This window comes from Pseudomonas sp. A0308 (assembly GCF_044218815.1).
In the GTDB taxonomy this organism is placed as follows: Bacteria; Pseudomonadota; Gammaproteobacteria; order Pseudomonadales; family Pseudomonadaceae; genus Aquipseudomonas; species Aquipseudomonas iridis.
The window spans coordinates 210,325-222,543 of sequence record NZ_CP162581.1 but is presented as its reverse complement, the minus strand read 5'-3'; the positions used below and the strand labels follow the sequence as shown (position 1 = coordinate 222,543).

The following is a 12,219-nucleotide window of genomic DNA, read 5'->3' as shown; positions in this document are numbered from 1 at the left end:
CGTGCGGTCACGTCGTCAAGGTTGTGGTTCGCCTTGCACACCTGCCCCCAAGTCCGCACCCGTTATAGGGTTGCTATCTGGGTCGGACATCGTCCTGGTTTTCATATCCATGAGCAGCGCTTCGTCCTCGGCGCTCAATTGCACAGTCGCGGTGCCGTCGCCTCCATCCACCGCCGGCACTGGATTTTCTACGAAGTCCCAGTCGTCCCCTTCGTTCCAAGGGCCGCGAGTGCTGCCTTCACCATGAGACATGTTGAAGTAAACGTTGGTGAATTCCGCCATACCCGGCAGCTTGCCCTGAGGGAAATTAGGCTGGATGGCGTGCAGTGCTTTTTCGAAAGACAATTGGTGGGCAATTTCACGCGTCATTAGAAATCCGAGGGCTTCCTTCACACCAGGATCATCTGTGACATTCATCAAACGCTCGTAGACAATTTTCGCTCTAGCCTCAGCGGCAATATTGGAGCGCATGTCTGCTGTGGGTTCGCCGATGGTATCGACGTAAGCCGCCGACCAAGGAACGCCTGCGGAGTTAGTCAAAGGAGCGCCGGCGCCGTACAACAGGCTTGTGATATGGGAATCGTTGCCAGCGCCGTTAATGGCGCGATACAGCTCACCCTCTTCCTCGACACCTTCAGCCATACGTCCCTTGGCTCCCTTGTTCAACATCACGATGATCGAGCCGACGATCTCAAGGTGACTGAGCTCCTCGGTGGCGATATCCATCAGGAGATCCTTCCTGCCAGGATCATCTTCTGCCAATGCCTGCGTGAAGTAGCGTGAAGCCGCCGCGAGTTCCCCTTGGGCTCCCCCGAATTGCTCCAACAGAAGATTGGCCAACCCAGGATTGGGCTGAGCAACGCGCACGGTGTATTGAAGTCGTTTGTTATGTAGGAACATGACATTCTCCTCAGACAAATCTGATCTACAGTCCACTCGGTGAGAGACCGAATGACCCACATTTATCTGAAGAAAACGCGCTGAGGATAATTTCAAAAAATTTTCGCGCTATCGACCAACGGGCACTTGGTTACCCTTTACTGTGTTCAGGCGACGAAGGCCCTTCTTTGATCCCACGAGGCCCTGCAACACCCCACACGATCAACCCAATTACGGGGAAGACGATTAGGCCGATAGCCCAACCTGCTTTGACTCCCACCGTTTTGTCGCTGCGAAACACGCTGACAATCGCCCACAGATCAACGAGCAAAATCATCACCGCGACGGCAATCGCGAAATAGCTGGTAGCTTCCGACATGATTACGTCCTCCTCAGAATGATAATGCTTAGGCCCCTCGCATTTAGGGATGTTCAAGTAATTTCGCCAACACATATCGAATCCAGCACGTCAGTCTTCCTGGGCAATAACGGAGATTTTGCCATTGCGCTCAAGGACAGCGAACTTGATCTCCTCCAGCTTCTCGATGCCTTGACTGGAACGCGCAGCCTCCATTACATCAGCTTCTAACAATCGAGCACGGCGAAGACGCTCGTGTAGAAGTTTTCCGTTCTCAACGATGATTGTCGGCTCGCCATCAATCAGCCGTGAGACCCACCTCGAGCGCTGCTTGAGCAGAGACAAGCCAACATCGATGGCGACGAGGGTGACGATGACAATCAATGAATTGGTGAGTGAAAAATCATCGCCCAACAAGGCTTGTTGAGTTGCCTCACCGATCATCAATAAGAGAACGAAATCGAATGTGGTCAACTCTGCCAAGGAGCGCCGGCCAGCGATTTTGAAGAGCACCATGAGCGCCAGATACATGGCACTCGCACGTAGTACCGAATCCATAAATCACCTAAGGGAAAATGAACTGTTCAAGGTTTACGCCGCTGGTGCCCGGTGAAGCAATTCGACTTCGAAAGAAGCCGAGGCCATCCCCGCGCAAGGTGATGTAAAGCGACGCTTGACCATCGAGGTCGGTCTGAAGCCAGAGCTTAATGCCCTGTGAAGAGCTTCTTGAGCGCAGAGGTTCAGGTTGCAGGGTCTCGATACTGAATGCCTCCAGCAACTGACCTGCCAACTCCAGTTCCACCGCCGTTTTGGGCGTTGCGTTCACACTGATTTTCATGGGGTTGGTAGATCCATTGCGATGGAACATTTCATATTCCACCTCGATCTTGCCATCGTCACTGCGCACATCTCTTGAACTGATCAACCCTCTGGAGAACACCCCCATCAGTCCAAGCACCACGACTAACACCAACACGTACCAGCCAACTCGCTCGAATCGCCAAACCTTCAACTGATAGGCCATGTCTTCGCTTACGGGATAACTCCGGCTGCGCAATTCCGGATGGTCGAGATCATCGCTCATCAGAGTTCACCTTTCTCACCCTGCAGGACACGCTCATGGAAATGCGCCAACCACTGCAAAGCATACTCGGTGGCCTGTTTCTGCACTTCACAGCGTCCGCCTGAAAACCGGTGCTGGTGACTGAACACGTGACACTCATCAGTCGTTTGAAAGGCCCAGGCAAAGCAGATTGTGCCAGCAGGGATACCGTCTACATCGTCCGGGCCCAGAATCCCGGTCGTAGCGATAGCTGCATGGGCGGTGCTGTCTCGCAATGCCCCCGTCGCCATTTCCCGCGCAACCTCAACGCTGGTTAGGTTGAATGTTTCAATGGTATGGGGGTTAACATGTAATAGGCGCTGTTTCGCCTGAGGCGAATACACTACGTACCCACACTCTATGAAATTGCCGCTGCCTTCGACTTCGGATAACAGCATCACAATTTTACCGGCAGTACACGACTCCGCCGTAGTAAGCACCAAGTCATTGTCGCGAAGGTATTGAACAGTGTCGGCGGCGATAGACATGATCCGAATGACCTCAGTGATAGTCCTCACCAGCGACCGCATGCAGATACGCCACGTCCGCAGCCCTTCGCAGATCGCGCCATTCGGCCAGAGTTAACATACCCAAGCGATCCATCTCATCAGAGAGGCGCAATAGCTCGTCGTGATAAGCGTCTGGGCAGTCCATGCGAAGTTCTCTATTTTCCAACGCACGATGCCAACCATCCAAGGCTTGTAATCTCAAATCCTGCTCAGGCGTCAGTTGGTTCTTGAAAGCATTCATTTCACTCACCCCGATGCTTTCCCGGTTGAGCAACCGATCTCGATTTAGGTTCAAAAATTTTCAGAAAGAAGTGTTTTACGAAACTGATCAGAACGAAAGGAGGCCTAGCGGTAGGCCTTCCGTTTGCCGCTCGTTAGGAAGTCCGTAGTCCGTGAGAGACGTCGGCACTTATCGTGACGGGGAGTTCGCGGCGCTTCATTCCATGTTCTACGTCGCTCTACGTCCGCTCGAGGGTTTGAATCGAATGTTCGATTTATCGGCTTACCAGTTATCGACATCCTGCCGTTCAGTCATCTCGATGGAACATTGCGCCAAGTCGCATCCTCTATCGCAACACCAGCGAATCTGAGGACGTCATCATGATTGACCCAGCAACCGGTATGAAGGCAGGCGAGCGTTACATAGTAGAAAGTCTCGAACGCACACGACATTTCCCAGGCTTCTTCCTCGACGGGAAATATTATCTTGGCCCCGAATTGATGACGGCCATAGGTTGGCTGGAAGGCCAGCAGTTTTATTACGATGAGCTTGATCCCACGGGTGAGCCGGCTTTTCCCAATCGGCTTGCCGGCACGGTCGAAGACCTCACCCTCATTCTCGCAGACGGTGCGCGTTTGCCTTTACAAGAAATGCCCTACGAAGCAGAGATCGATCCCTCTGACATTCCGATCAGTCGTAATCCATCGTCATCGGGACATCGCCCTACTTCAACAAGCGATCAACACGGAGTTGAGGGCGTCTGGATGTCAGGTAAACATCCCTATCCAATACTCCTGGCGGCGGGCGCAGCGCTAATACTGGGAATAGTGTTTGGGGTCAAACAAGCTAAACGTCCCCCTACCCGAAAGCTAAGGTAGTCGTCCTTCGTGAGGTATATGGAGAGGCGCCCTTTGAAGATCGGAGGTTAGGTATGCATCCAGTAACACCTGACGGTCGTTACTTCGTCGTCAAAGGGCAGCTGTGGCGCCGTTCAAACCCATCATTGGAAGAGGACGTGCGCCAGCGTCTTGTCGATGCGCTCATGGCAGCTCGACGCGAGGTGAAGAAAGCAAAAGATTCGGAAGACGAATCGCAGCTAAAGCGCGCCCGGGAAAAGGTACAAGTGGCCAAAGTAGGGCTTGGTGAGCGGGGCCCTGTTTGGTGGGCTGATGGCAGTCCTGATTTCAATAGATTCCGGGTCACTAACTCCCCTTATTCTGAATGGTTCAGCTTGCTTCGTGAGTCTGATTAACCTTTGGCTCAAGGTAAATTTCCAATAAACACTGCCGGCAGATAAAAAAAGACCTTCAAGGGCCCTTTTTCTACTTGAACCAAATCTGTTCGCGCTAAAAACCTCGTCGGAAAAGCGGAAGCAAGGCAAAGGAAACCGCACTGCCATTCATGCTCTGCGGCTACTGTGCTTGGAGATTTGCGAAAGACGGAACGACTCAGACCATGTGCTTTCGAAAAATTGAGCGCTTCAAATTTCAAGGGTCGAGGAGAAATCTCATGACTGAAAAAAGCTCCGCTCCATCAGTAAAAAGCAAAGCACTGAAAGATTCTGCTCTCGTCTCAGACGTGTCAGAAACAGGCTTAACAGATGACGAACGAGTCGTTAGGGAAGATGAGTTTCTTGGCGACGAACCACGTGTGGAACCCGGCCCAGCCGACTTGGAAAGACTAAAGGATTAACATCAGCTCCCTTGGTATTCGATGCGACCAATATTCCCAAGACGCGACATCTACTACCTGAAACTTGCTTAATGGAGGTGTCACGTATGCGCCAGCAAACCTCATTCATATTTGATTTGGATGGCACGTTGACTGATAGCGTCTACCAGAATGTTTTCGCGTGGAAAACCGCGCTCGATTCAGAAGACATACCGTTGGCCATGTGGCGAATTCACAGAAAGATAGGTATGAGCGGTGGGCTGCTGCTCAAGATGTTAGCCCGTGAGACAGGCTTGGAGATCAATCCAGACCAGGCTAAAAGACTCAGCGATAAACATGATAAAGCCTACAAGGATCTGCAGGGCCAGATAACCGCTCTGCCTGGCGCTGTAGAGCTTCTCGATACGCTAAACCGCGATCAGATCAAGTGGTGCATTGCGACCAGCGGTGGCATGGACACTGCGGCGATAAATCTGAAGGCATTAGGCTTGGGTAGTGCGGAGGTCAATCTCATCACCCGTGATGACGTCAAAAATGGCAAACCCGATCCAGACCTTTTCCTCGCCGCTGCAAGCAAACTCAACTCACCCATCGAAGAATGCCTGGTGATCGGCGACGCCATCTGGGACATGCTTGCCGCACGCCGATGTAAGGCCACCGGTATAGGGCTGCTTTCTGGTGGTTACGACACAGGAGAGCTTGAACGTGCTGGTGCACTCCGCGTCTACGAGGATCCTATGGCACTGCTGCGGCACCTGGATGAGGTGGCTTCCCGTCCGTGAGCGATCTGTAAGCACGCGGATTGGGTTGATGTGCTCCCCGCTCCCGGCGGGTTCACGCATGCAGCCATGTCAGACGATTGATCGGGTAGTGTTCCAGTGTTCCTCAGAATCGACGATCCGAGACATTGGACGCACCCGATACAACTGCGCCCACCCCGCACTCCTATGACTTCGACAAGTTTTACGCTGCGATAGAAAGGCGAAGCGCTTACAAGATCAGCCAGGCTCTACTGGCGCCGGCAGTGCCACTCTTGAACAGACAAAAAGCAGCATGCCTATCAGGATCAACCCCCCTCCCCGCATCCAAGTTTCCAGACTTTGCTGACTGAGCAGCACTAGGCACGAGACGATAGCAATTACCGGAACCCACGTCGGTACCCGAAAGTGATTTTCCGCAACCTCGTCACGGCGCAGGATTAACACGGACAAATTAGTGCTGAGAAATACAAACAGCAGGAGCAGGACGACGGTTTCGGCCAATGTAGCTAGCGTTCCCGTCAGCGTGAGTGCGATTGCTACGAGGGTGGTGGCGATGACCGCGATCCAGGGGGTGCGTCGCCTAGGAAGCACCTTGCTCAAGGCGACCGGCAAAAGCCCAAGGCAGGCCATGCCATAGGTAAGGCGACTCGCCATTATCATGGTTAATAGTGCGCCGTTGGCTACCGCGATCAGTGCAATGAAGGCGAAGACGCGAGGCGGAATGTTTAAACCTGACGCCCGAACCACTTCAAGAAGAGGAGCCGACGTTGCCACAAGTTTTTCCATGGGCAGTACGGAAGATGCCGCGACGCCGACAGCCATGTAGACGACTCCGGCGGTCAGCAATGCGGCAAATAATGCGCGCGGGTAAACTTTTCGAACGTCTCGAATTTCTTCCGCTAGATTGGCGGATGTTTCGAATCCTACAAAAGAATAGAAGGCGATTAATGCCGCGCCCAAAACGGCTAACATCGGGCTGATCCCCGGCTTGAACTCCAGGCTGCGACCCAAATCCGCTTCGCCTGTACGGAAATACCAAGCAGCGGCAACAACGACCAAAAGAAGACCCGACAGCTCAATGACTGTCATCACCAGGTTGGCTCCCAAAGACTCTTTAATTCCCCTCGCATTTAAGAGCGCGATAACGAGAAGGAACAGTAGGGCTGCGATGTGAGGCGATACACGGATGAACGCCGCTAGGTAATCACCCGCAAACGCCAGCGATAAACCCGCCGCGCTCGTAACAGCTGCCGATAGCATGCAAAAGCCAACGAGAAAAGAAATGAGCGGAGACCGGAACGCCTTTTCTGCGAAAACCGATGCGGCGCCCGCGTGAGGATATTTTGTCACCAACTCTGCGTAGGAACCTGCAGTAAGCATCGCGAAAAACAGAGCGATGAGCAGGGGCACCCATATTGCGCCACCTACCTCGCCCGCAATTGTCCCGGCGAGCGCATAAACGCCCGCCCCGAGTACATCGCCGAGGATAAATAGAAAAAGCATAGGGCCAGTGACGGCGCGACGCAGGGAGGTCTTGGGGGGCGTAGTCTTCACGTTCAACTTCCTGGCTTGAGATTGCGACAGCCGATCAGTGGGCTGATAACTAGGTGGCTTTACTCTCAAGCAATGGAAATTCGCGTATCACTAAAGTTCACATATCTTGCCAAAGTGACGGGGGGAATACGCCGCCTCTACAAGCAGAATAGGGCTTCAAAATCGCCCTCGAACTCAATAAAAATCTATAACAAAAAAGGCCGTGGCGGGCCTTTTTCGTAATCAAACTAAAATCACTTAGTCAACCTAGACTGACCTTGTCGGAGCCGCGTCCGGCTACCAAGACCTTTTGCTACGCCGACCTCTTTCAGGAGGATTCGCGATGCCAAATCATTCCTGATCCCTTCCCTACTATTCAAGATCAATCAAAACCAATTCGCGTGAGACCGCCATCATGGAGCTCACCCTATGTGTCAAGCAGCGTGGAACGGGTTAGGTTGGAAGCAATGGGCGTAGTACGCTGGAAACGATCAGCAAGAACGAAGATTTCATCGATATGACTCTTGCGATGCTCATGGCACCGGAGTGATCTACATCATGATCCGTATGCCTAACCGTGCAGCCGCACGTGCCGAACCCATGGGATTCCCAAGGCATCGTTAAAGGCAGCCTAAAAGCGGGGGCTTTCTATCAGTCACCGAATCATCACTGATCTGATTGACCTTTTTAGTACCTCAGGGCGTGTATCGCATTCGGGACATAGAACATCACAAATCGCTCGTATAGCTCAAACTGCTCGAGGTGGCCACACCCCAATACACTTAACACAACCTATTGTTATTAAAGGTTTTTTACTATAAGCACTAACCTTTTCCTAGTATCTGCCGATGGCATTCTAATTGGACATAAGAGGCATCGGGAATGAGAAACAATCAACCAGTAACGCAGCGCGAAATTGCGCTAACGCCTCAGCAAAAGCTCATTTCAACGACAGATGTCCGAGGAGTGATTACTTATTGCAATGACGCCTTCGTCGAGATCAGCGGTTTCGACCGAAGCGATCTGATTGGCGCCCCTCAAAACATCGTCCGCCATCCTGATGTGCCATCTGCAGTCTTTGCGCATATGTGGAGCGCTCTTAAGCAAGGCAACCCGTGGATGGGGATTGTCAAAAACCGTTCTAGGAATGGCGATCACTACTGGGTGAACGCTTACGTAACACCAATTTTTGAAGGCAGCCAGGTCGTTGGCTTTGAATCGGTCAGAGTCAAACCTACCGTTGAGCAGATCCGACGCGCAGAATCCCTCTACCGGCGCATCAGCCAGGGAAAACCCGCCATTCCCACTCGAGACAAATGGCTGCCTGCCCTGCTGGACTACCTGCCGTACCTTGTTATGGGTCTAGTGGGCACTTTGAGCGGTCTACTTCTGGACGCATCCGTAGCTATTGTCGCCACAATAGGCATATCCGTTCCGCTCGGACTGATGACCTCTCGTTGGCAAAAGCAAGGAACAATGCGCCTGTTGCAGATGGCTGAGCCCTCAACTTCTGATCAACTTATTGCACAGATGTACAGTGATCAGCACGGGGCTCAAGCGCGTTTGGAAACAGCCTTTGTGAGCCAGGCTGCGCGTCTGAAGACCTGTCTTACACGCCTGCAAGACACCGCAGAGCAACTCAGTGGGTTAGCCGGGAGATCCGACATACTGGCTTCCGACAGCTCACGTGGACTTGATCGCCAGCGCGTCGAGACCGAGCAAGTGTCCGCTGCAGTCAATCAGATGGCGGCGACCACGCAAGAAGTCGCGAGCCATGTCCAGCGCACCGCTGACGCCACCCAGGAGGCTAATCTGTTGACCGGACGCGGACGCGACATTGCCCGTGATACCCGCGAAGCAATCCAGCGCCTCTCTGCAGTGGTGGGTGAAACTGGGGAGACCGTCGCGCAGTTGGCCAAGGACAGCAACGAAATCGGAACAGTGGTCGACGTAATCAAAGGTATTGCCGATCAAACCAACTTACTGGCACTGAATGCCGCGATCGAGGCCGCGCGCGCTGGCGATATGGGTCGAGGCTTCGCTGTGGTGGCCGACGAGGTACGTCAGTTGGCACAGCGCACGTCTGAGTCCACTAAGCAGATCCATGACCTGATCACCAAGCTTCAGACTTCCTCTAACACTGCCGTACAGACAATGGAGAGCGGCCATCGTCAAGCCGAAGAAGGTGTGGCGTGGGTACTTGAAGCAGACAAGGCATTGGTGGGAATCAGTGAAGCCGTAGCCAACATCACTGACATGACAACGCAGATTGCGGCCGCCACTGAAGAGCAAACCGCCGTCGCCGAGGAAATCAGCCGCAACATCACCACCATTGCCCAACTCGCGGATCAGACATCGGAGCAAGCTCATCACTCAGCAGAACTGAGCAAGGAGTTAACCAAGACAGCGGCAACTCAATATTCGTTGGTCGAGCGCTTTAACCGATAGCCCCAACATACTGAGCCACAGGCTTTGTCATTGCATGGGGCCGCGAAAAACGCTCTGCTTTCTAGTTCTAGCCCTCTTCCTCGCCAACTAACTAAGGGCCTTCTCAGGCCCTTTTGTACTCAAACCAAAATCACTTGGCCAGCCAGAACTATAAGGTGGTAATGCGATGAACATGGCAACCACCCTCGCCGTCTATGCCTCGATTTTGCAAACAGTCCAATCGCCCTTTTGTGTTTCCAGGATCAAGAGTGCAGTGGGACAGCCTTACCGGTATGACGGACGCCCGGCAGTTGGCTAAACAACAACTGTGGGTGGCCACCACGCCGGCGGCGGCCAATCAGGCATTCAACGTCAAAATGGCGATGTATTCCGTTGGAAATGGATGTGGAGCCGAATTGCCGACTACTTCGACTTGCCTGCTGCCGATTATTCCGCTTCAGTGTCACCTCTTGAGAAGCAGATGACTGACGACCAAGCCGTATGGACGCAAAAAGTCGCGGAAAATGGCTTGAAGGAATCGGACATTGGTCGCCTGATATCCCTATGGTATACCGATGCAGACCTCGGTCGACCAATCGAAGTTGTCACGGATATGTCGAAAAGTCGTGCAATGGGCTTCACTGCGTGCCAGGCGAGTGATCAAGCATTTTTCGGCGTGTTCGACAAACTACGCGAGATGCGCTTGATACCCTAGGTCGTGCTGCAACGGATATGCTCCGATGATTCAAGGAAAGGAGAAAGAAAATGGCAGGCGAATACTCGTTGTCCGACGTGCTGGAAAGGATGTATCAAAATCAACTCGCCTTAGAGGCAGCTGTGATGGAGTTAACGCTCCATGTCGAAGCCCAAGGGAACGCTGAGGTAGGGAACAACGTTCGCGGCGCTTTATGGGCGATTGGTGAGAATGCGGGGCACATCAAACATGGTTTGGCCAAGCTTAAAAATGCGTCTTGAGACGAGCACTGGCGAAACGGGCAAGACAAACTGGTTTTTTGAGCTCCGGCAGCGCGGACAAACAGACTCGACTGACCGCTATCAGCTCTACCCTATTTGAAAAGCCCCGCACGTGCGGGGCAATTATCAAACTCAGGCAACTTTTCTTTGCTGCGACAGCTGGTTGTAGTACGTGATCAAATCCACTGTTTTAGCTCCGGCCACCGCTGACTGCACTTGGGCAGAAGTCATGCCATATTGGAGATTGGCATCGTTCACCTGCAGATCAAGCTGTAACGAGCCAGCTTGAGCATAGGAGTCGTTCCATTCGCTTATGGCTTCATTAACGTCATTAAGCACTGCCGTGAAATTGGTAGAGCTGGCGTCAGAAATGGCCGTTTTGATGTCAGTTACCGCAGCGTTTACATCATTTTCCAGCGTTTGCCATTCAGCCAATACTGCCTGGAGATTTGTCTCGATAGCTACCGACTGCGTCGCCAGATCGGAAAAGTTATGCGCTAACACGTGCAAGGTTGCAACATCGGCAGTTATACCTTGGATGGTGGCAAGGGTCGAAGTAATGCTCGCTTGATCAGCCTCTATTTGTTTGGCGTCCAGCGCAATATAAGTGCTGGCAACAGCTATCGCTGGGCCAAGCATAAACCATACAAGCGCGCCAACGGGCCAGAGTGCAATTGTCGCAACCGTCCCCAATGTCAATGCAACGCCGTCAGCAATACCAAGCGCAATAATGGCAGCTGTGAGGCTTTTGATGTCGGCCTTCAATTGATCAATTTGAGCATTGAGCTTATCAATTTGAGCTTGGTCAGCATTGGCATCGACTGTCGACTTATCAGCGATGCTCTGTAGCTGGGCGGCCATATCCGGAAGCGTATCACGTGATGTTTGTAAGGCGACGATTGCTCCGCTGATGAACGAGGTCACCAGGCCAAGCTGGTTCGTGAGCGTAGTCAGATCTTGATTGAGCGTAGCCAGTGCTATTTGATTTGTTGGCTGAGCGACAAGTGTTTCGCTTTGGCTTTTGGCATCCTGAAGAACCTGGCTGATCACTGCGTTGTAACCGATCACCTCTTGGGGAACGTTCAGCAAACGAGCCATAACTGTATTGACCCAATTCAGCGCGTCGCCATTGGCCGCTTCAAAAGCGCTGACAAAGGACTGCCAATCCGGAGGCACTTGATGGAGGGTAGGCAAGCTTGACCCCAAGACACTCGTCATTACGGTATTGACCGCAACTACGTTCTGTTTGTAATCATTTTGTACTTGAGCGAGAGAGCCGGAACTTTTACGAATTGCATGGGCGAGAGACAGCATGACGTGTTGCTCCTTTTGGTGCTGCGGTTGGGTGATCCTTCAACTGCAAGCTAGCTTAGTGGCAAAGGGCTGAAGCGATGGAATAATTAGGTTTATGGGTGAGAGCAAAAGGAAATAAGGTGGAGGTATGCGCAAGGAGCGGCTGCTAAAAAGAAAGCCGTATCCATTCACTGACATAACCGAGCTCAAGGATCGCGAAGAGAAGCAGCGAGACCTAACTATTACCCATGAGTTGACCGGTATTTATAATCGCCGTCGTTTTATGAGTTCGCTTGAGCAACTGGTGGCCACCGCCAAACATTACACCGTTGTTTTTTCCCTGATCAGGCTAGACCTGGATCACTTCAAATCCAGCAATGACAGTTACGGCCACGACGTCGGCGACATGGTGCTGAGGCAAACATGCAAAATAACCCGCCAGCGCTTACTTACCAGTGACGTGTTTTGCCGAATTAGGGTGAAGAGCTAGC

14 protein-coding genes and 3 pseudogenes are annotated in these 12,219 nt (G+C 52.5%); 9 read left to right on the top strand and 8 right to left on the bottom strand.

Going from position 1 to position 12,219, the window contains the following annotated elements:
- Positions 1-15 precede the first annotated feature (15 nt).
- The 6 genes from AB4P92_RS01035 to AB4P92_RS01010 all read right to left on the bottom strand — a co-directional run bounded on the left by AB4P92_RS01035 (position 16) and on the right by AB4P92_RS01010 (position 3,089).
- A complete protein-coding gene (locus AB4P92_RS01035; protein WP_200646000.1) occupies positions 16-900 on the bottom strand; it encodes a manganese catalase family protein in 885 nt (294 codons plus the stop codon).
- A 130-nt stretch (positions 901-1,030) separates the two neighbouring features.
- Positions 1,031-1,258, bottom strand: coding sequence for a PLD nuclease N-terminal domain-containing protein (locus AB4P92_RS01030; protein WP_093543558.1), 228 nt, complete (start codon positions 1,256-1,258; stop codon positions 1,031-1,033).
- A gap of 90 nt (positions 1,259-1,348) precedes the next feature.
- Positions 1,349-1,795 carry a YetF domain-containing protein gene (locus AB4P92_RS01025; protein ID WP_200645999.1) on the bottom strand — a complete coding sequence of 149 codons (447 nt, stop codon included), beginning with the start codon at positions 1,793-1,795 and terminating at the stop codon, positions 1,349-1,351.
- A gap of 7 nt (positions 1,796-1,802) precedes the next feature.
- Positions 1,803-2,321 (bottom strand): hypothetical protein, encoded by a 519-nt coding sequence (locus tag AB4P92_RS01020; RefSeq protein ID WP_200645998.1) that lies wholly within the window; start codon positions 2,319-2,321, stop codon positions 1,803-1,805.
- Positions 2,321-2,827: a CinA family protein gene (locus AB4P92_RS01015; protein WP_200645997.1), complete on the bottom strand. Its 507-nt coding sequence runs from the start codon at positions 2,825-2,827 to the stop codon at positions 2,321-2,323. The genes AB4P92_RS01020 and AB4P92_RS01015 overlap by 1 nt, the downstream gene beginning before the upstream one ends.
- 13 nt (positions 2,828-2,840) lie before the next feature.
- Positions 2,841-3,089: a hypothetical protein gene (locus AB4P92_RS01010; RefSeq protein ID WP_200645996.1), complete on the bottom strand. Its 249-nt coding sequence runs from the start codon at positions 3,087-3,089 to the stop codon at positions 2,841-2,843.
- Between the two features lie 359 nt (positions 3,090-3,448).
- Between AB4P92_RS01010 and AB4P92_RS01005 the strand changes: the two are divergent.
- The 4 genes and pseudogenes from AB4P92_RS01005 to AB4P92_RS00990 form a co-directional block, all read left to right on the top strand.
- Positions 3,449-3,707: pseudogene (locus AB4P92_RS01005) on the top strand (short chain dehydrogenase); the annotation flags it as partial.
- 292 nt (positions 3,708-3,999) lie between these two features.
- Positions 4,000-4,320, top strand: a complete 321-nt coding sequence (locus AB4P92_RS01000; RefSeq protein WP_200645994.1) for a hypothetical protein — start codon at positions 4,000-4,002, stop codon at positions 4,318-4,320.
- Positions 4,321-4,577: 257 nt separating this feature from the next.
- Positions 4,578-4,760, top strand: coding sequence for a hypothetical protein (locus AB4P92_RS00995; RefSeq protein ID WP_200645993.1), 183 nt, complete (start codon positions 4,578-4,580; stop codon positions 4,758-4,760).
- 86 nt (positions 4,761-4,846) lie between these two features.
- Complete coding sequence (locus AB4P92_RS00990; protein WP_200645992.1) at positions 4,847-5,521, top strand: HAD family hydrolase; 675 nt, start codon at positions 4,847-4,849, stop codon at positions 5,519-5,521.
- Between the two features lie 216 nt (positions 5,522-5,737).
- Here the strand turns inward: AB4P92_RS00990 and AB4P92_RS00985 are convergent, their stop codons facing one another.
- Positions 5,738-7,003 (bottom strand): APC family permease, encoded by a 1,266-nt coding sequence (locus tag AB4P92_RS00985; RefSeq protein WP_200646036.1) that lies wholly within the window; start codon positions 7,001-7,003, stop codon positions 5,738-5,740.
- A gap of 366 nt (positions 7,004-7,369) precedes the next feature.
- Here AB4P92_RS00985 and AB4P92_RS00980 point away from each other — a divergent pair.
- The 4 genes and pseudogenes from AB4P92_RS00980 to AB4P92_RS00965 all read left to right on the top strand — a co-directional run bounded on the left by AB4P92_RS00980 (position 7,370) and on the right by AB4P92_RS00965 (position 10,435).
- A pseudogene (locus AB4P92_RS00980) lies at positions 7,370-7,583 on the top strand (hypothetical protein).
- A 332-nt stretch (positions 7,584-7,915) separates the two neighbouring features.
- Positions 7,916-9,481, top strand: coding sequence for a PAS domain-containing methyl-accepting chemotaxis protein (locus AB4P92_RS00975; protein ID WP_200645991.1), 1,566 nt, complete (start codon positions 7,916-7,918; stop codon positions 9,479-9,481).
- 157 nt (positions 9,482-9,638) lie between these two features.
- Positions 9,639-10,175 (top strand): annotated as a pseudogene (locus AB4P92_RS00970) (NAD-dependent dehydratase); the annotation flags it as partial.
- Between the two features lie 50 nt (positions 10,176-10,225).
- Positions 10,226-10,435 (top strand): hypothetical protein, encoded by a 210-nt coding sequence (locus AB4P92_RS00965; RefSeq protein WP_200645990.1) that lies wholly within the window; start codon positions 10,226-10,228, stop codon positions 10,433-10,435.
- A gap of 132 nt (positions 10,436-10,567) precedes the next feature.
- Here the strand turns inward: AB4P92_RS00965 and AB4P92_RS00960 are convergent, their stop codons facing one another.
- The gene (locus AB4P92_RS00960; RefSeq protein WP_200645989.1) at positions 10,568-11,749 is read right to left on the bottom strand and encodes a hypothetical protein; all 1,182 of its coding nucleotides are present in this window, start codon (positions 11,747-11,749) and stop codon (positions 10,568-10,570) included.
- A 127-nt stretch (positions 11,750-11,876) separates the two neighbouring features.
- Here AB4P92_RS00960 and AB4P92_RS00955 point away from each other — a divergent pair, with 127 nt between their 5' ends.
- Positions 11,877-12,218, top strand: coding sequence for a GGDEF domain-containing protein (locus tag AB4P92_RS00955; protein ID WP_200645988.1), 342 nt, complete (start codon positions 11,877-11,879; stop codon positions 12,216-12,218).
- The last annotated feature ends 1 nt before the right edge of the window (position 12,219 follow it).